The sequence below is a fragment of the Nonomuraea sp. NPDC049725 genome, from assembly GCF_040674795.1.
GTDB classification, from domain to species: domain Bacteria; phylum Actinomycetota; class Actinomycetes; order Streptosporangiales; family Streptosporangiaceae; genus Nonomuraea; species Nonomuraea ceibae.
In genome coordinates, this window is the sequence record NZ_JBFANJ010000007.1 from 221615 (window position 1) to 238857 (window position 17243).

At 72.8% G+C, this 17243-nt stretch carries 13 protein-coding genes; 4 read left to right on the forward strand and 9 right to left on the reverse strand.

Annotated elements, in window-relative coordinates; translation table 11 throughout:
* Nucleotides 1-45 precede the first annotated feature (45 nt).
* Nucleotides 46-2373: a serine/threonine-protein kinase gene (locus AB0J53_RS20445; RefSeq protein ID WP_364174349.1), complete on the reverse strand. Its 2328-nt coding sequence runs from the start codon at nucleotides 2371-2373 to the stop codon at nucleotides 46-48.
* 86 nt (nucleotides 2374-2459) lie between these two features.
* Complete coding sequence (locus tag AB0J53_RS20450; protein WP_364174352.1) at nucleotides 2460-3098, reverse strand: pyridoxamine 5'-phosphate oxidase family protein; 639 nt, start codon at nucleotides 3096-3098, stop codon at nucleotides 2460-2462.
* Between the two features lie 71 nt (nucleotides 3099-3169).
* Here AB0J53_RS20450 and AB0J53_RS20455 point away from each other — a divergent pair, with 71 nt between their 5' ends.
* On the forward strand, nucleotides 3170-4549 hold the full coding sequence (locus AB0J53_RS20455; RefSeq protein ID WP_219517421.1) for a PLP-dependent aminotransferase family protein: 1380 nt from the start codon (nucleotides 3170-3172) through the stop codon (nucleotides 4547-4549).
* Here the strand turns inward: AB0J53_RS20455 and AB0J53_RS20460 are convergent.
* Nucleotides 4536-5642: a DegT/DnrJ/EryC1/StrS family aminotransferase gene (locus AB0J53_RS20460; protein WP_364174355.1), complete on the reverse strand. Its 1107-nt coding sequence runs from the start codon at nucleotides 5640-5642 to the stop codon at nucleotides 4536-4538. The genes AB0J53_RS20455 and AB0J53_RS20460 overlap by 14 nt on opposite strands.
* Entirely contained in the window at nucleotides 5639-6721 is a 1083-nt protein-coding gene (locus AB0J53_RS20465; RefSeq protein WP_364174358.1) for a GNAT family N-acetyltransferase, read from the reverse strand. Before AB0J53_RS20465 ends, AB0J53_RS20460 begins: the two co-directional genes overlap by 4 nt.
* A gap of 144 nt (nucleotides 6722-6865) precedes the next feature.
* On the opposite strand from AB0J53_RS20465, the gene AB0J53_RS20470 reads away from it, so the two are divergent.
* The 3 genes from AB0J53_RS20470 to AB0J53_RS20480 all read left to right on the forward strand — a co-directional run bounded on the left by AB0J53_RS20470 (nucleotide 6866) and on the right by AB0J53_RS20480 (nucleotide 10133).
* A complete protein-coding gene (locus AB0J53_RS20470) occupies nucleotides 6866-7897 on the forward strand; it encodes a phosphotransferase family protein (protein WP_219517416.1) in 1032 nt (343 codons plus the stop codon).
* A 7-nt stretch (nucleotides 7898-7904) separates the two neighbouring features.
* Nucleotides 7905-8654, forward strand: a complete 750-nt coding sequence (locus AB0J53_RS20475) for an SDR family oxidoreductase (protein WP_357585595.1) — start codon at nucleotides 7905-7907, stop codon at nucleotides 8652-8654.
* Nucleotides 8655-8741: 87 nt separating this feature from the next.
* A complete protein-coding gene (locus tag AB0J53_RS20480) occupies nucleotides 8742-10133 on the forward strand; it encodes a xylan 1,4-beta-xylosidase (protein WP_308126174.1) in 1392 nt (463 codons plus the stop codon).
* Here the strand turns inward: AB0J53_RS20480 and AB0J53_RS20485 are convergent.
* The 5 genes from AB0J53_RS20485 to AB0J53_RS20505 form a co-directional block, all read right to left on the reverse strand.
* Nucleotides 10090-11214 carry a DUF418 domain-containing protein gene (locus AB0J53_RS20485; RefSeq protein ID WP_364174362.1) on the reverse strand — a complete coding sequence of 375 codons (1125 nt, stop codon included), beginning with the start codon at nucleotides 11212-11214 and terminating at the stop codon, nucleotides 10090-10092. The two genes, AB0J53_RS20480 and AB0J53_RS20485, sit on opposite strands and share 44 nt — an antisense overlap.
* A gap of 138 nt (nucleotides 11215-11352) precedes the next feature.
* A complete protein-coding gene (locus AB0J53_RS20490) occupies nucleotides 11353-14091 on the reverse strand; it encodes a hypothetical protein (protein WP_364174364.1) in 2739 nt (912 codons plus the stop codon).
* Nucleotides 14092-14183: 92 nt separating this feature from the next.
* Nucleotides 14184-15503 carry a hypothetical protein gene (locus AB0J53_RS20495; protein ID WP_364174367.1) on the reverse strand — a complete coding sequence of 440 codons (1320 nt, stop codon included), beginning with the start codon at nucleotides 15501-15503 and terminating at the stop codon, nucleotides 14184-14186.
* Entirely contained in the window at nucleotides 15496-16299 is an 804-nt protein-coding gene (locus AB0J53_RS20500; protein WP_364174370.1) for a polysaccharide deacetylase family protein, read from the reverse strand. Before AB0J53_RS20500 ends, AB0J53_RS20495 begins: the two co-directional genes overlap by 8 nt.
* A complete protein-coding gene (locus AB0J53_RS20505) occupies nucleotides 16296-17237 on the reverse strand; it encodes a glycosyltransferase family 2 protein (RefSeq protein WP_364174373.1) in 942 nt (313 codons plus the stop codon). The genes AB0J53_RS20500 and AB0J53_RS20505 overlap by 4 nt, the downstream gene beginning before the upstream one ends.
* Nucleotides 17238-17243: the final 6 nt, after the last annotated feature.

Consider the following 17243-nt stretch of genomic DNA (forward strand, 5'->3'; position numbering starts at 1 on the left):
ACCTCACCACGTCACCAGATATCCGTACATGGGGGTACATGCAGGTCAGCCGATGGTTCCCGGCCCCTCCGTGGGCTCCTCGGTGGGCTGCTCCGTGGGTTCCTCCGTCGGCTCCTCCGGCTCGCACGCCGGGGTCCGGCCGCCGTCCACCGCCGTGCCGCTGCCCGCCTCCGGCTCGGTGGAGGCGCGCACCTGCCAGGTCGTCCCGCAGGGCACCTGCCCGAACGCCTGCCGCACGGTCCTGACGTACGACGTGTCGCCGGCCAGCTCCAGCACCTGGCTCCCGGCGACCCTGTCGCCGAGCTGGAACGTCACGGTCAGCCTCACCGGCCTGGCGTTCCCGGTGCCCACGGCGACCGTGGCCGTGCCGTCGCCGTAGGCGCTCCGTACGATCGAGACGCTCTTCACCTCCGGCGGGCAGGTCACGCGCGCGCGGGCGGACGCCGTCCGGCCGCCGGCGCGCACGAGCACCGAGACGGTGGAGCCGCACGGGCGGGCGCGGAAGGCGTAGGTGAGGTCGCGGGTGTACGAGGTCCGTCCCGACAGGGTCGCCGAGCGGTCGGCCACCTGGTCGCCGTCGACCGCGAAGGCGGCGGAGACGGGCACCTCGGCGGTGCCGCTGGTGGTCATGAGGAGGCGGGCGCGGGCGGTGGCGCCGTCCATGCGGAGCGTCGCCCGTAACGCGGTGACCTCGGTGGGGCAGGGCGGCACGCTGACCGTGGCCGACCGGGCGCCGCCGGGGGCGGCCGGGGTGGACGCGACGGTCAACGTGACGTCCTGGCCGCACGGCCGTTCGGGGAAGGTGTGGCGCAGCGTGCGCGTGTAGGCGGTGTCGCCGCGCAGCCCCAGGCGTTCGACGTGCACGATCCGGCCGCCGGCCCGCCAGGTGGCCTCGACGGTGACGGCGGCGGCGCCGGTGGCGGCGAGCGTGAACGTCCCGGCGGCCGTGGCGCCGTCCACGGCGAGCCGCCCCACCCCGAGCCGCGACACCGAGGTCACGGGCGACGGGGTCGGGGTGACGGTGCTGGTCGGGGTGCGGGTCGGGGTGGGGGTGACGGTCCGCGTGGGCGTGGGCGTCGCCGTGCGCGTCGGGGTCGGGCGGGACGTGCGGGTGGCGCTCGGTCCGGCGGTACGGGTGGCGCTCGGCCCGGCGGTGGCCGTGAACGGCGGGGTGGCGGTGGGCGGCGGGTCGGAGTCGGTGCCGCCGGGCGGGTCCCCGGTGTCCTCAGGGGCCCCGGTGTCCTCAGGGTCACCGGTGTCCTCGGGCACGAGCTGGGGCGTGGTGCTCGGCGTTGGCGGGAGCGCGACGGGGACGCCGGACTCCGTGGGCGGTGCGGCGGCGACCGGCTCGAACGGCGTCGCCCGGTCCCGGTTGGCGATCACCAGCGCGGCCGACACGGCGACCAGCGCGGCCAGTGTCGCGCCCATCGCGGTCTTGGTGACGTGCCCGCGCACGCCGCGGAAGGTGGTGCGGGCCAGCGTGGTCGACACCTGCGGCTCGGCGGGCGGCGGCTCGGGCATGAGCACGGCGAGCAGCAGCACCAGCGCCGCCAGCCGCCGCCTGCCGCGCTCCTCCCAGTCGTCGCCGTAAGCCGACGCCGCGACGGCCTCCAGCTCGGCCACGAACGCCTCGGCGCCGGCCGGCCGGGCGGCGGGGTCCTTGGCCAGCCCGCGCTCGACGAGCCCGCGCACCGGCTCGGGCGCGTCCTGGACCGGGATGGGGGCGTGCACGTGCTGGTAGCCGAGCACGACGGGCTCGGTGGACCGGTAGGGCCGCTGCCCGGTCAGGCACTCGAAGAACACGGCCGTGGCCGCGTACACGTCGGTCGCCGCCGAGGACGGCTCCCCGGCCCACAGCTCCGGCGCCATGTACGGCGGCGTGCCCTCGGGGCGGGAGAGCGTCCCCTCCCGGACGGCGATGCCGAAGTCGACGAGCTTGCTGACGCCGTCGTCGCGGACGATGACGTTCTCCGGCTTGTAGTCGCGGTGCACGAGCCCCGTCTCGTGCGCCCTGGCCAGGCCGAGGAGTGAGCCCTTGAGGACGACCAGCGCCGCCTCCGGCCCGGTGGTGCCGTGCTCGCGCAGCAGGGCGCGCAGCGACACGCCGTTGACCAGCTCCATGACGATGGCGGCACCCTGCGGGTCCTGGATGTACTCCCACAGGGTGGCGATGTTCGGGTGGCGCAGCGTGGTCAGCGTGCGGGCCTCGGCCCGGAAGCGGGCGAGCGCCACCGGGTCGCGCCGCCAGCGGTCGGACAGGTACTTGACGGCGACGTGGATGCCCGTGTCGTCGTGCACGGCGAGGACGACCCGGCCGGCGGCGCCGGTGCCGAGCTGCCTGACTTCCGTATAACCAGGAGCTTCCCAGCCCATGTTGCCTCTCCCATCAGAGGCGGCCCACCTGATTGTGACGCACGATCGAGGCGATTGGTTTGCCGGATCGGTCCTGATTTATGGAACTACCTTCGGCCGCTGATGTGAACAGGTATGTCGATTCCCTCTGGAAGAGCCGGGTCGGGCACCGGCTCGCCCCACGTCGTCACGAGCGGCAGAACCCCGGCCCAGACGGGCAGCGCGTAGTCCTCCTCCTCGTCCGAGGGGGCGCCCCGGCGCATCTTGACCGACGCCTCCTCCAGCGACAGCGCGAGCACGGCGGTGGCGGCCAGCTCCTTGCGCGTCGGCTGCCGCGTGTAGTCCCACTGTCCGGGGGCGAGCTGCTCGGTCAGGGCGCGCAGGCCGAGCAGCCGCTCGTCCTCGTCGGTCACCAGCCTGGCCCGGCCGTAGATCACGGCGGAGCGGTAGTTGACCGAGTGGTTGAAGGACGAGCGGGCCAGCACGATGCCGTCGAGGTGGGTGACCGTGACGCACACGTCGCTGCCCTCGCCCGCGCGCAGCGACCGGGCGCCGGTGGAGCCGTGCAGGTAGAGGGTGTCGCCGACGCGCCCGTAGCCGGTGGGGATCACCATCGGGTGGCCGTCCACGACCACGCCCAGGTGGCACACGAGTCCGGTGTCGAGCACCTCGTACAGGTCGGCGCGGTCGTCGCTGCCGCGATGCTTCTCCCGGCCGAGCCGGGTGCGCGGGGTGGTGGAGAGCATGCTCCGAAGCTAGCGGGAAAGTGGACTTATCCTGTAGAGCCACTGTTTGCCGCTTCCTGGAGACCACTTGCGTGCGTACCCTCGTTGACCTGCCCGTATCGCTGTCCAGGGACGCCGCCGTGCCGCTCACGGCGCAGCTCGCGGCCTGGCTGCGTGACGCCATGCTGTCGGGGGCGCTCGCGCCGGGCGAGCGGCTGCCGTCCTCGCGCGGGCTGGCGGCGCAGCTCGACGTGAGCCGCACCGTGGTGACCGAGGCGTACCAGCAGCTCTACGCCGAGGGCTGGCTGGAGGGCCGCCACGGCTCGGGCACGTTCGTCGCCTCGCTGGAGACGCCGCGCCGCGCCGTCCCCGCGCCGCCCGCGCCACCGCCGCCGCCCGCCGTCGAGCCCGACGAGCGCACGATCAACCTCACGCCCGGCCACCCGTGGGTGCGCGACTACGACCGGGCCGCCTGGAAGCGCGCCTGGCGGCGGGCCGCCGAGCTGCCGCCCGGCGACTACCCCGACCCGTACGGGCTGCCGCACCTGAGGGAGCTGCTGGCCGCCCACCTGCGCCGCACCAGGGCGGTGGCCGTCGGCCCGGAGAACATCCTGGTCACCCGGGGCACCGGCAACGGGCTCGACCTGTGCGCGCTGGCCCTGCTCGGCCCCGGCACCAGGGCGGGCGTCGAGGACCCCGGCTACCGCACCGCGCGGGCCGTGTTCGCCGCCCGGGGCGCGGAGATCGTGCCGTGCCCGGTGGACGAGGACGGGGTGATCGTCGACGGGCTGCCCGACGGCCTGCGCGTCCTCTACACCACCCCGGCCCACCAGTTCCCGCTCGGCGGCCGGCTGCCGATCCCGCGCCGGGAGCGGCTGCTGTCGTGGGCCGCGCGGACCGGCGCGACCGTCGTGGAGGACGACTACGACGCCGAGTTCCGCTACGACGTGGCCCCCCTGCCCGCCCTGTACGGGCTGGACCCGTCCCGGGTGGTGCTGCTCGGCACGCTGTCGAAGTCGCTGGCTCCCGACATCGGCGTCGGCTGGCTGGTGGCCGCGCCCGAGACCGTCGACCGGATCGCCCGGGCCCGGCGCGCCATCGCCGACCGCACCAGCGGCCCCGTCCAGCACGCGGTGGCGACGCTGCTCGAACGCGGCGACCTCGACCGGCACCTGCGCCGGATGCGCCTGGAGTACGCGCGCCGCCGCGCCGTCGTGGTGGAGGTCCTCGGCGCGGCCTGCCGGCTGCGCGGCGACACGGCCGGGCTGCACGTGCTGGCCGAGCTGCCGCCCGGCGCCGCCCCGGAGATCGTGGCGCGGGCCGCCGAGCGCGGCGTCCTGCTCGACACCGTCGCCCGCCACCACCACGGCGCCGAACGCCTGCACGGCCTGGTGATCGGGTACGGGTCGGCGTCGCTGCCCGACGTCAGGCGGGGCTGCCGGATCGTCGCGGACCTGATCAGGCGGGTGTGAGCCCGGCGACCACCGGCAGCGCGCGGGAGGCGTGGACCGGGTCGACCGGCAGCACGTGCCGCGCCCACCGGCGGGCCGGCCCCGGGTCCGGCGAGGGCTCGGTGAACGGCCCGGCGTAGTCGTCGTAGGGCGGGTCGTACAGGTAGCCGGTGGCCACGCCGCGCCGCTCCAGCGCGGCGATCGCCGCGTCGCGGTCGCGCACCAGCAGCGGCACGCGGAACAGCGGCCGGCCCGGGTCGTCGCGCACGGCCGGGGCGGCCGAGGGGAGCGCGGCCAGCAGCTCGACGCCGGCCAGCCGCCTGGCCCGCTCGCGCGGCACCGCCGCCAGCCGCCTGCGCTGGTACCAGCGCGCCAGCGGCCCCCGCGCGGCACGGTAGTCGTGCAGGTCGGCGCGCACCCACGGGTCGAACGGCGGCAGCGACGGCGCCTGCGGCAGCGCCCGGGCCAGCGCCTCGGCCTCCAGCCGGATGCGGTAGCCCTCGCGCTCCTCCTGCAGCCCGAGCGCCCGCATCAGCCACAGCGCCGGGCGCACCAGGTCGAGCCGGAGCGCCGCCTGCCTGGCCATCGAGGTGGCCACCGCGAACAGCTCCGCCCGGAAGGAGCCCGGCTCCAGCAGCCGGTCGCGGGCGCGCTCCAGGGCCTTGAGGTCGGCGGCGTCCTCGACGGCCAGCACGCCGCCCGAGCCCGCGCCGGGATGCTTGGACAGGCTGAACACGCCCGCCTGCCCGAACGTGCCGAGCGGCCGGCCGCCGACGTCGGTCTCCATCGCGTGGGCCACGTCCTCCACCAGGATCTTCCCGGTGAACGCCGCCACCTGGTCGGGCAGCCCGTACAGGTTGGTGGTCAGGACGGCGTCGACGCGGGAGAGGTCGACCCGGGCGGCGTCGATGTTGCCGTCGCGCGGCGAGAGCGGCGCGATCACCGGGCGCAGCCCGGCCGCCAGCACGAGGAAGAGGATCTCGTCGGCCGAGATCGGCGACATGAGCAGCCGCTGGCCGGGCTCGCACCAGTGGCGTAACGCCAGGTAGAGGCCGAGCCGGTTGGAGGGGAGCAGCAGGCAGTGGCGGCCGGTCCGCTCGGCGATCGGCCTCATCCGGGGAGCGTGGCGCGCAGCCGCCCGTAGGTCTTGAGCGCCTTGTCGGCGGTCCTGAGCAGCACCGGGTTGGCCAGCACGGTGGCGCGGGCCTTGCGGGCGGGCACGCGCAGCATCCAGTGGACGCCGGCCGCCGGGCGCGCCCGGGCGACGCGGCCCTCGCAGACGGACAGCTCGCCGGTCTTCAGCTTGTCCTTGTACTCCTTGTCGCCCCGGCCCATGTCGATCGTCTGGATGCCGGTCTCGGCGGCCTTCTCGGCCATCGCCAGGTGGTGGATGAGGCCGGGGGAGTATTTGGCGAAGCGCGGGTCGTAGGCCGGGAACCAGCCGGCCAGCGTGGTGCGGGTGCGGATGCCGAAGTGGCCGGCCATCGGCTCGCCGTCGACGTAGACCATGTCGAGGACGCCGGCGAAGCTCTCGGTGCGGGTGGCCAGCAGCCGCTCGACCAGCTCGACGATCCACTGGTGGGCGAACCTGTCGGTGCGGCCGGTGCGCCGGTACTGGTCGGTCTTCCAGGCGAGCAGCGTGCGCAGCGGCTCCACGTCGGCGATGGCGTAGTCGTGGCGCACCTCGCCGATGTCGCGCCCCAGCTTGCGCGTCTTGGCCAGCGTGGACTTGTACGTCTTGCCGGAGTGGGCGCGCAGGTAGGCGGTGTAGGCGTCGAACCCGTCGCGCAGGCAGATCACCGGCGACGGGTAGGACTCGTGCCGCCTGCCGAGCAGCGGCTGGCCGGCGACGAGATGGTCGAACTCGTAGACCGACAGCCCGCACTGCGCTAGCAGCCACTGGGCGGGGATCAGGCAGTCCTTGGCGTGGATCATGCCCTGGGCGTCGGTCAGGCCGGCGGCCACCGGCTTGCCGATGCCCAGCGGGTGCCGCTCGAACGGGAAGAATCCCACGATGTCGGGCCCGTCGTGGATCACCGCGACCCGGACCCGGTCACGCAGCGCGCCGACCGTGATCGTGAACTCGGGCGACAGGAAGGGATTGTCGAAGGCGGCGTCGGCTTCCTGGAGGGTGCGCCAGCGGCTGACCTCGGTTGCTCCCAGCTCATCGGGGCGAACGATCGTGACGTGCATGGGCTCCTACTGTGGACATGCCTCGGTGGCAGACATGTTCTCCCAGGCTACGGGATGGGGGTCGTGCTCGCAGGCACGGGTCCGTAACGTTACGCAACTCTCATGTGTGGCGTTCGGCACCGAGTGACGTTCTAATAGTTGTCCATGACCGTACCTGGGATTGACCGGCCCCGGCTGTTCGCGTGGATGGGCAGGAACGTGCCCGACGCCGGCGAACCCCTGTCCGTCTCGCTGATCTCCGGCGGGCGGTCGAACCTGACCTACCTCGTCGAGACCCGGGAGCGCCGCGTGGTGCTGCGCCGGCCGCCGCTCGGCCACGTGCTGCCCACCGCCCACGACATGCGCCGCGAGTGGCGGGTCATCTCCGCGCTCGCCCCGACCCCGGTCCCGGTGCCCGAGCCGGTCGCGTTCTGCGCCGACGAGGACGTCGTCGGGGCGCCGTTCTACCTGATGGGGTACGTGGACGGCGCGGCGGTGCGCGGCCGGGACGAGCTCGGGGACACGGACCCGGCCGGGACCAGGCGGCTGGCCGGACGGCTGGCCGAGGTGCTGGCCGCCATCCACGCCGTGGACTACCGGGAGGCGGGCCTGGCGGACTTCGGCCGGCCCGACGGCTACCTGCCCCGGCAGCTCGACCGCTGGTGCCAGCAGTGGGAGCGGTCGAGGACCGCCGACAGGCCCGAGTTCGACCGGCTGGTGGCCCGGTTGCGCGAGCGGCTGCCGGCGCGCTCGGCAGGCACCCTCGTGCACGGCGACTACCGGCTGGACAACACGCTGGTACGGCTCGGCCCCGAGCCGGAGATCCTGGGCGTGGTGGACTGGGAGATGTCCACGCTCGGCGACCCGCTGGCCGACCTGGGGCTGACGCTGACCTACTGGCACGAGGCCGGGGACGAGGAGCGGGCGGGCATCCCGGTGGCGGGCGACGTCACGACGGCGCCGGGGTTCCTGAACGCCGCCGAGTTCGCCGCCCACTACGCCGAAGCCTCAGGTCGCGACATTGCAGATCTCGGGTTCTACGTGGCCTTCGGCAGCTTCAAGCTCGCCGTCATCGTGGAAGGCATCCACGCCCGCTTCCGCCAGGGCAAGACCGTGGGGGAGGGCTTCGACCGGATCGGCGCAGCCGTGCCCACCCTGATCGCCCGCGCGCACCGCATGCTCGACCAACCCGCATAGGAGAGCCATGAGCACAGTTGCACTGATCACCGGAGCCGCGAGCGGCATCGGGGCCTCGGTGGCCCGCAGGCTGGCGGCGGGCGGCGCCAAGTGCGTCCTCGTCGACCTCGACGGCGAGGGCGCGGAGCGGCTGGCCAAGGAGGTCGGCGGCGTGTGGCTGGCCGCCGACGTCAGCACCGAGCAGGCCTCGCACGACGCCGTCGAGCTGGCCGAGCGCACCTACGGGCGGCTCGACCTGGTCCACCTCAACGCCGGCGTCGCGGGCGGCCCCGACCTGGCCGCCTTCGACCTGGCGCGCTACCGCAGGATCGTCGGCGTGAACGTCGACGGCGTCGTCTTCGGCGCGGTGGCCGCCGTGCCGCTGCTCAGGCGCTCAGGCGGGGGCGCCATCGTGGTCACCGCCTCGCTGGCCGGGCTCGTCGGCTTCGACGGCGACCCCGTCTACACCATGACCAAGCACGCCGTCGTCGGCCTCGTCAGGGCGCTGGCCGGGCCGCTGGCCAGGGACGGCATCAGGATCGGCGCCGTCTGCCCCGGCTTCACCGACACCCCGCTCGTCGCCGGCGCCAAGGAGATGTTCGTCAACGCCGGATTCCCGCTGCTCACCGCCGACGACGTGGCCGCCGCCGTGGAGTCCGCCTTCTACGCCGAGGAGCCCGGCACCCTCCTCGTCGTGCAGCCCGGCAGGGAACCGGTGTCGTACCGTTATGCCGGAGTTCCTGGACCCGCGACCGGGCAGCGGCCACCATCGTCCTGATTCGTCCACGCAGGCGGGCGGATACGGTGTAAAAAGGCCGGGCCGGAGCGCTCGGCCTTTTGGAACGTTGCGTGAGAGGTGGATTCCGTGATTCCGACGGACGGCCGACATGCCCGCAGGCGGTCCCCGTGGCCGATCGCCGTAGGAGCCGGGGTCCTCGCCGTCCTGCTCGTCGCCGGGATCATGGTGTACGCGGGCTCCCGCTCGTCGGGCGGCGACCCGGCCGTCCAGTTCAACGGCGAGATCGCCCAGCCGGCGCCCACCTCGCCCGCGCCCTCCCTCGACCCGCCGCCCGTCGTGCCCGACTGGCCCCGCTGGGGCGTCACCCACACCCAGTACAGCGCCGACAACGACAACGCCCGGGTGCAGGAGCAGGCCAAGCACATGCTCGGCCGCGTCCCGATGCTGCAGAACCAGCACATCATGGGCTGGGGCGCCAACAACCCCGAGCCCAGCCCCGGCCAGTACAACTTCCGCGACCTCGACCGGCGGCTCAAGCTCATGGCCGACTCCCAGGCCATCCCCGTCATCACGCTGTGCTGCGCCCCCGACTGGATGAAGGGCGGGCAGCCCGGCCGCACCGACTGGAGCAAGAACCACACCGTCGCCCCCGACCCGGAGCACTTCGACGACTTCGCCAAGCTCGCCGCCCGGGTCGCCAAGCAGTACCCGACGGTCAAGCACTACCTGGTGTGGAACGAGTTCAAGGGCTTCTGGAACACCACCACCAACCGGTGGGACGCCGAGGGCTACACCGAGCTCTACAACAAGGTCTACGACGCGCTGAAGAAGGTCGACAGCGAGATCCAGGTCGGCGGCCCGTACGTGCCGATCGAGACCACCGCGCGCGGCGTCTCCGAGCTGTCGGGCCCCTACGGCGTGGTGGACCAGCGCGCGCTCGACGCCATCGAGTACTGGATCGAGCACAAGAAGGGCGCCGACTTCATCGTCGTCGACGGCGGCACGATGACGACCGACGGCGGCAACATCCCCGACGACTTCGGCGCCACCGGCAAGTTCGGCGCGATCACCCAGTGGCTGCGGCAGAAGAGCGGCAACCTGCCCGTGTGGTGGGCCGAGTGGTACGTCGAGCCGGAGGACTCCGGCTGGAGCGAGGAGCGGCGCACCGCCGTGCAGGCCACCGCGATGATGGAGTTCGCCAGGAGCGGCGCCACCACGGCCCTCTACTGGAACCCGCAGGCCAAGGGCGGAGCCGAGTGCCCCGGCTGCCTGTGGACCCCCGGGCGCGGCCAGGAGATGCCGATGGCCGGGCTGCTGAGCGGGTTCACCCGGTGGTTCCCCGCCGGGGTCGAGCTGCAGCAGGTGCCGAGCTCCGACCCGCGCGTCAGGGTGCTGGCCCAGCCGCGCCAGCTCGTCATGGTCAACACCTCCGACGCCGACGTGACCGCCACGGTCGACGGCAGGCAGGTGACGCTCAAACCGTACGAGATCCAGTGGAGCGGCCGGGGCGGGACCTGACCCCGGCGCCGCCGTACGTGAGCCGGCGCAGCAGCCACTCCGCCGGGCCGTAGCGGTGCGCCCGCAGCCACCGGCGGCTGACGACGACCTGCGCGGCGAAGACGGCGGCGGCGATCGCCACCTGGAGCGGCGGGCCCACCCGGTCGACCAGGGCGAGCCCGTACCCGGTGAAGATCAGCGAGCACACCAGCGACTGCGCCAGGTAGTTCGTCAGCGCCATGCGCCCGGCCCAGGCCAGCGCGCGGCCCAGGCGCGGCAGCAGGGGCAGCAGCCGCAGCAGCGTGGCCCCGTAGGCGGCGGCCAGCAGGGGAGCGGTGAGCAGCGTGGCGGCCTCGCCGGCGAAGCGGTGCACCGGGCCGTCCCAGACCGACATCGCGGCCACCACCGCGCCCGCCAGGCCCACCGGGAACCCGATCCACTGCACGCGCCGCAGCGTCGCCGTGCGCGGCCCGGACCCGGCCAGCAGGCCCGCCCGGCCGGCCGCCAGGCCGAGCAGGCAGGCGGCCAGCACGGCAGGCGCCTGGAAGAGCACCCGCCGGACGGCGATCACCGACAGTTCGCGCAGGTGCTCGCCGACGATCTGGGCCGCCGATCCCGACAGCGACCGGTCGACCTCCGACGCCTGGGCGGGCGGGTGCTCGGCGACGCCCGGCAGGTCCACCCCGTGCGCGGCCAGCCACGCCAGCGCCAGGAAGCCCAGCGCGAGCAGGCCGGTCAGCGCCGCCGACAGCGCCAGCGCCGTCCTGATCCGGATCCGGCGCAGCAGGAGCAGCGCCACCCCCACCACCGCGTACGTGGTCAGGATGTCGCCGGGGAACAGCAGCACCGCGTGCGCCGCGCCGATCAGGAACAGTCCCGCCAGCCGCCGCAGGAACATCGGCGTGAACGCCAGCCCCCGCCCGGCCGCCGACCCGATCTGCAGGGTCAGGCTGTAGCCGAACAGGAACGAGAACAGCAGGTAGAACTTGTTCTCCACGAGCAGCGTGACGCCCCACCGCACCGCCCAGTCGGCGGCGCCGTCGAAGCCCGGCTCCGCCAGCCCGGCCATCCGGTAACCCGAGGCCAGGAAGGCGATGTTCACCACGAGGATGCCCAGCAGGGCGAAACCCCGCAGGGCGTCAATCGCCGCGATCCGTGACGTTTCCTGATTGATGCGAAATGCCCCCTGAATCACCATCAGGGGACATCATCGCGCACAACCTACGAGTTTCCTGTGAATTCAGTTGATTCCTGCGATATAAACGAAGCGTTCGACGACCACGCCCACCGCCACCACGAACGTCGGCACCGCCACCCACAGCAGCCACCTGCGCGCCCGCGGAGCCCGCCGCGAGCCGTTCAGCCGGATCACCTCGTAGCCGAACAGCGCCGCCCAGCTCACCGCCAGCGCCCCGACCCCGAGCGGGGTCCACGGCGAGGTCGGCTCCCCGCGGCCCTGCCACGGCCGAGGCTCCGGGATCTCCGTGCCCCGGACGAACTTGCCCCACGTGTAGAGGGCGGCGTCCTCGTTCGCGTAGACCCGCTTCAGATCCGGCGAGGCGTCCAGCGCCGCCCGGAACCGCTCCCCCCAGTCGGCCGGGAAGCCGTCGTTGAGCTGCAGATAGCTGACCTGACCCTTGCTGACCACCAGATACGTGTTACGCGGGCTCTCCGGCCCCGGCCGCAGCCGGTCGACCACGTCCTTGATGTTGGCCGGGTCCTTGTGCACCAGCGCCTGGCCGGCGAAGTTGACCAGCTCGATGTCGCGCTCGCCCCACGGCAGCGTCGGCGTGACCTCCGGCCCCTCCTTCGGCACCAGGTAGACCACCCGCGCGCTCGGCTTGTCGTGCTCGTACACGTAGTGCATCGCCGCGACCTCGCCCGAGGTCACCCGCTCGAACTTCTCGTTGCCGTAGCGCGCCACCAGGAACGCCATCGAGAACATCACCGCGAAGCAGGCCGCCAGGACCAGCGACACCTTCTTCGTCAGCTCCGGGTCGAACCGCACGTTCAGCCTGCGTACGGGGACGGTCTCCTCGCGCACGTCGGCGCTGTCGGCCGGCAGGTTCGGGAAGAACGCGTACGCCGCCAGCAGGCACGCCCCCGGCAGCGCGAACATGTAGATGCGCAGCCCGATCTCGCCGCCGTAGCTCTGCAACGCCAGCGCCAGCACCGGCACGCAGAGCAGGATCAGCGCCGCCCGGTCGAACACCCCGCGCCGCAGCCGCCGCAGCAGGCCCACCGCCGCCAGCGCCAGGATCACCACCAGGATGCCCAGCCGCGCCTGCAGCACCATCGCGTGCAGCTCGTCGCTGCCCTCGATCCGGTCGCCCGTGTTGCGCTGCAGGTTGGACACGATGTCGCCCAGGCCGCCGAAGATCGCGTCGATCTGCCCGGCCCAGAAGCCCACCGTCTGGTAGCTGATCCACGCCAGCACCACCAGCCCGAGCCCGAACGGCAGCGCCCACGTCAGCGTCGTCCGCTTGAACAGCAGGAACGCGGTCAGCACGCCCAGCATCATGAACGGCGTGATCTGGTGCGACGCCGTCGCCGCCGCGAACAGCGCCACCATCAGCATGAGCATCAGCAGCTTGTCCGCGCGGAACATGCCGGTGTTGGCGAGCTCGCCCGGCGTCATCGCGTCCAGCCGCCCCAGCAGCCTGCGCAGCCCCTTGGCCGGCACCGGCTTCGTCCGCGGCTCCACCCGCCCGAACCAGCGCAGCAGGATCGCCACGAACACCAGATAGAGCGCGAACGTGAAGCCCTGCGGCGAGAAGTAGTCCTGCCCGATCCACTGCACGAGCACGAACAGCAGCGCCGCGAACCAGCGCGCCCGCGTCGTCGCCACCACCTGGCGCAGGATCAGCACGAACGGCAGCAGGTAGAGCAGGTTCGACAGCAGCGGCGTCCAGTTGAGGATGGGCGACAGATCGGTGATCCCCGCCGTCTTCGTCACGAACGCGAACAACGCGAAGAAGCCCGGCCAGCCCATCCGGCCGTCGATGCTGATCGCCGTGTCGCCGGTTCTCGCGATGAAGTCCACGAAACCGGCATGGATGTACGCGGTCGGGAAGCGTGGCTCCTCGGCCACCAGCGCCCCGGCCCCGTGCAACGCGAACGTGATCGCCGCGATCTGGAAGAGCAACAGGAACTTGCGGTCGGTGCTCTGCGCCACCGTGACGAAGAACGACACGATCATGATCAGGATCGCCGCGAACGCGCTGACCGGCAACGCCGAGATGAGGCCCAGGCCGTTGATGTCCGCCGGGTCGACGCCGCGCAGCGGCCCCGGGCTGACCTTGAGGGCCAGCACGTACATAAGGAGGCCTTCGAGCACCAGCACGACCGGCAGCCACTTCGGCGCGCCGGCCACCAGAGCCGCCAGCCGCGACGCCCTCGGCGGGGGCGCGGCCTGACGGACCGGACCGGGCGCGACCGCCTGCACGGCGGTGGCGGCCTCCACGGGCTCGGCGACCACCCGCTCGAACGGAGCCGTCTCCCCGACATCCGCCTCCTCGGGAGCCCCGACCTCCGTGGCGACGTCGGCCTGCTTGGCGGCGGCGCCCTCCACGGCGGCGGCGGGCTCCTCAGCGGTCCCGACCTCTTCAGAGGCGTCGGCCTCTCCGGAGGCGTCGGTCTCCTCGGGCTTGGTGTCGTCGGCCTCTTCCTCCGTGGGCTGGGGCACCGGGAGGGAGGGGAGCGTGTCGGTCTCCGAGGGCGGCGTGGCCGGGGGGCCGCCGATGCGCAGGGTGCTCGGCGTGGTGGGGATGCGGAAGGCGGCGGTGGTCTTCACCGCGTCGTCGCCCACCGCGTCCGGGTCCGCCTCCGAGCCCGCGTCCGAGTCGGCGTCCGAGTCGGCCTCCGAGCCGGCGTCCGGGGAGGGGTCCGGGGGCGTGTCGGTCTTCGCGTCCGGGGCCGCCTGCAGGGAGGCGGGGTCCAGGCGCGGGATGACCCCCGTCGCCTCCGGATCGAAAGGCACCTCCTGCTCCTCTCCCGTGTCCCCCCGCACACCGGAAGAGCCGGTGGTCCCCGCTGTCATGCCATCGCCGTCCCGTTGCCTCACGTTGACCATCATGGAGCCCCGGGCGACCCGTGAGCGACGCTCGCGTGTCGTGTTTCGTCGTATTTGAGAATTTTACGTAGCTTTCCGAAGATCAAAAGTGCGACCACCGTCTGGCTGAGCAGCATCCCGTACCCCACCGCGTTGACGCCCGCGAACGGGAACAGCGCCAGGATGGACGCCAGCACCAGCCCCGCCAGCCCGATCTGCACGGCGGCGAGCTTGCGCGCCTCGCTCTGGGCGCGCAGCGCGCTCAGATAGACCTCGATCAGCACCCGGGGCAGCACTGCCAGCGCCATCAGCCGCAGCAGCAGCGTGCCCTCGTCGGCGAACTTGGCCCCGAAGACCTGGAGGATGAGCGGCGCCGCCACGACGGCCACCACGATGATCGGCACGATGATGGTCAGCGCACGCCGCAACGCGTTGCGGCAGTTGGCCGCGAGCCTGGACCGGTCGAACGAGCCCTCGACGGTCAGCGACACGGCCATGTTCATGGCCAGCAGCTCGATCATGCAGCCGAGCGTGTGCGCCATCGAGAAGCGCCCGAACACGGCCTCGCCGACCTGCGTGGCGACGACCACGGGCACCAGGTAGACGATCGCCAGCACCGACAGCGTGCCGGGGAAGTCGCCCGCCAGGAACCGCCCGACCTCGCGCAGCCTCGGCGCCTCGCGGTGCACGCCGGCGGTCTGCCTGACGTGCCGGGGCACCACCACGCCGAAGATCAGCCAGTTGATCGGGATCAGCGCGATCGCGGTGGGCACGATCCACGAGACGAAGATGCCGCCGTCGGGCAGCGCCCCCGCCAGGGTGACCAGCAGCCCCATCTTGACCAGGCCGAAGACGAGGTTGTTGAACGGCACCCAGGTGGCGTTGCGCAGCCCGGTCAGCACCACGTCCTGGAGGGTGAAGACCGCCCACACCACGACGGCCGCGAGGAAGAACAGCCCGGGGCCGAACCCGGCGAGCACCGAGTACGTCTCGCCCCACAGCGGCAGCGTCAGCAGGAAGCCGACGGCGGCCGCGCCACCGGTGGCGGCGGCGATCCCGTACCCGCGCAGGATGAGCTCGGGCGTGCGGCGGCCCGCCACCGGCAGGAAGCGCGCGAACGCGCCCACCAGGCCGAGCGCGGTCAGCGACGCGAACAGCCGCATCAGCGTGATCACCGCCTGGCCGCGGCCGAACTCCTCCTCGGAGAAGTAGTGCGCCGCCAGCAGCCAGTAGCCCGCGCCGAGCACCGCGGTGATGCCCGTGTTGGCCATCAGCGCGTAGCCGTTCCGGAACAGGGGGTTGCGGAGGTCGCGCAGCAGCCTCCGCCAGAGGCTAGACATTGCCGCGGACCCGTCGCAGCCCGTAGCGGGTGCGCCTGACCACCGCGTAGCCCTTGGTCAGGATGCGTTCGCGCAGGTAGATCAGGGGCACGCCGGTGCCTTCGACCGCCCGCTTGAACATGCCGATCGTGGTGTGCCTGGCGACGGTCAGCCGGGGGATGGCGAGCATGTCGTGCCGGTCGGCGGCGATCGTGTTGCCGACGGCGCAGGCGGCGAAGTAGCCGGCCTTGCGCACCTCCCGGCGCACGCGGGCGCTGGAGTAGCCGTAGGGGTAGGCCATGGTGGCCACGGGCGTGCCGAGCGTGTCCTCCAGCAGGCCCTTGTTGCGCCGCAGCTCCTGGCGGAGCTGTTCGGTGGGGAGCTGGTCGAGCTGGGGGTGGCTGTGGCTGTGGCCGCCGATCTCGATGCCGCTCTGCGCGGCCTCGCGGGCCTGGCCCCAGCTGAGCATGTCGTCCAGCGGCCGGCCTGCCGCGTCGTCGCCGGCGTCGGCCACCCAGCCGCTGGTCAGGAAGACCGTGGCGGGGTGGCCGTACTTGTCGAGCAGCGGCAGCGCGCGGCTGTGGAAGTCGGCGTAGCCGTCGTCGAAGGTGAGCACGACGGGCTTGGCGGGCAGCGAGCGCCCGTTGTTCTTGTTCAGCGAGGCGACGAGGTCGCCCAGCGTGAGCGGGGTGAACCCGGCCTCCGACAGGTAGGCGAGCTGCTCGTCCAGGTCGCCGGGGCGTACGGAGTGCGGCCGGGTCTCGTCGTTGGGCCGGTCGTTGACCGAGTGGTACATCAGGATCGGCACCCGGATCATGACCGCACCGCCTTCAGCCGTACCGAGCCCACCAGGTATCCCCAGGCCGTCCAGGCGAGGCCGACGACGATGGCGCCGGCCCTGCCGAGGCCGCCCGGGTCGCCCTTGACGGCGTCGCCGAGGCCGCGCAGCGCGCCGAGCGGCAGCGTCCTGAGCGCGTGCGCCCGTTCGCTGGACAGCCCGTCCTGGGTGCCGACCTCCTGCGTGACCAAGGCCTTCGACAGCCCTTCGGCGTAGCAGCGGGAGCGGAAGTAGGCGAACCGCTCCCGTTGCCTGGACACCTTGTGCCCGATGAGCGCCTTCGGCTCGTACAGCATGATCGAGCCGGGCCGGCGCTGGCTCAGGCGGATGCAGAACTCGGTCTCCTCGCACCCCAGGGGGCGCGACTTGCGGCCCTGTACGCTGCGCCCGATGCCGCTGTGGAACCCGCCCACCTCGGACACCACCGTGCGCAGGAAGGCCGCGTTTCCTCCCATGACATTGCGGATCGGCGCCCGTACCGCGGGCATGCCGCGGTACGTGCAGCCGACCGTCCAGTCGAACTCCTGCGGGAACCAGCGCGGCCTGCGCTGGGACGCCCAGATGGGTTCGGTGCGACCGCCCACGCCGACGACTCCGGGATCCTGGAAGCCCTCCTCCAAAGCCTCCAGCCACCCGGGATCGGCGACCGCGTCGTCGTCGAGGAACGCGACGATGTCACCGGTGGCCGTGGCCACCCCGGTGTTCTTGCCGCCGGACAGCCCCTGCTCGTGCGTGTTCTCCACGACGATCGCGTCGGGATAGGCGCGCTTGAGCTTGAGGTGCAGGTCCGGATTGTGGTCGACGACCAGGATCAGCTCGTGCGGGCGGCGGCTCTGCTGCTCCACCGACTCGACGGCCTGCCTGATGTCCTCCCAGCGGTCCTCGGTGTAGACGCAGATGACGACAGACGTGTTCACGACGAA

What these genes read in the sequence shown, in the direction of transcription:
- AB0J53_RS20445 (WP_364174349.1), bottom strand. Translation starts at nt 2,373, where the DNA reads ATGGGCTGGGAAGCTCCTGGTTATACGGAAGTCAGGCAGCTCGGCACC.
- AB0J53_RS20450 (WP_364174352.1), bottom strand. Translation starts at nt 3,098, where the DNA reads ATGCTCTCCACCACCCCGCGCACCCGGCTCGGCCGGGAGAAGCATCGC.
- AB0J53_RS20460 (WP_364174355.1), bottom strand. Translation starts at nt 5,642, where the DNA reads ATGAGGCCGATCGCCGAGCGGACCGGCCGCCACTGCCTGCTGCTCCCC.
- AB0J53_RS20465 (WP_364174358.1), bottom strand. Translation starts at nt 6,721, where the DNA reads ATGCACGTCACGATCGTTCGCCCCGATGAGCTGGGAGCAACCGAGGTC.
- AB0J53_RS20470 (WP_219517416.1), top strand. Translation starts at nt 6,866, where the DNA reads ATGACCGTACCTGGGATTGACCGGCCCCGGCTGTTCGCGTGGATGGGC.
- AB0J53_RS20475 (WP_357585595.1), top strand. Translation starts at nt 7,905, where the DNA reads ATGAGCACAGTTGCACTGATCACCGGAGCCGCGAGCGGCATCGGGGCC.
- AB0J53_RS20495 (WP_364174367.1), bottom strand. Translation starts at nt 15,503, where the DNA reads ATGTCTAGCCTCTGGCGGAGGCTGCTGCGCGACCTCCGCAACCCCCTG.
- AB0J53_RS20500 (WP_364174370.1), bottom strand. Translation starts at nt 16,299, where the DNA reads ATGATCCGGGTGCCGATCCTGATGTACCACTCGGTCAACGACCGGCCC.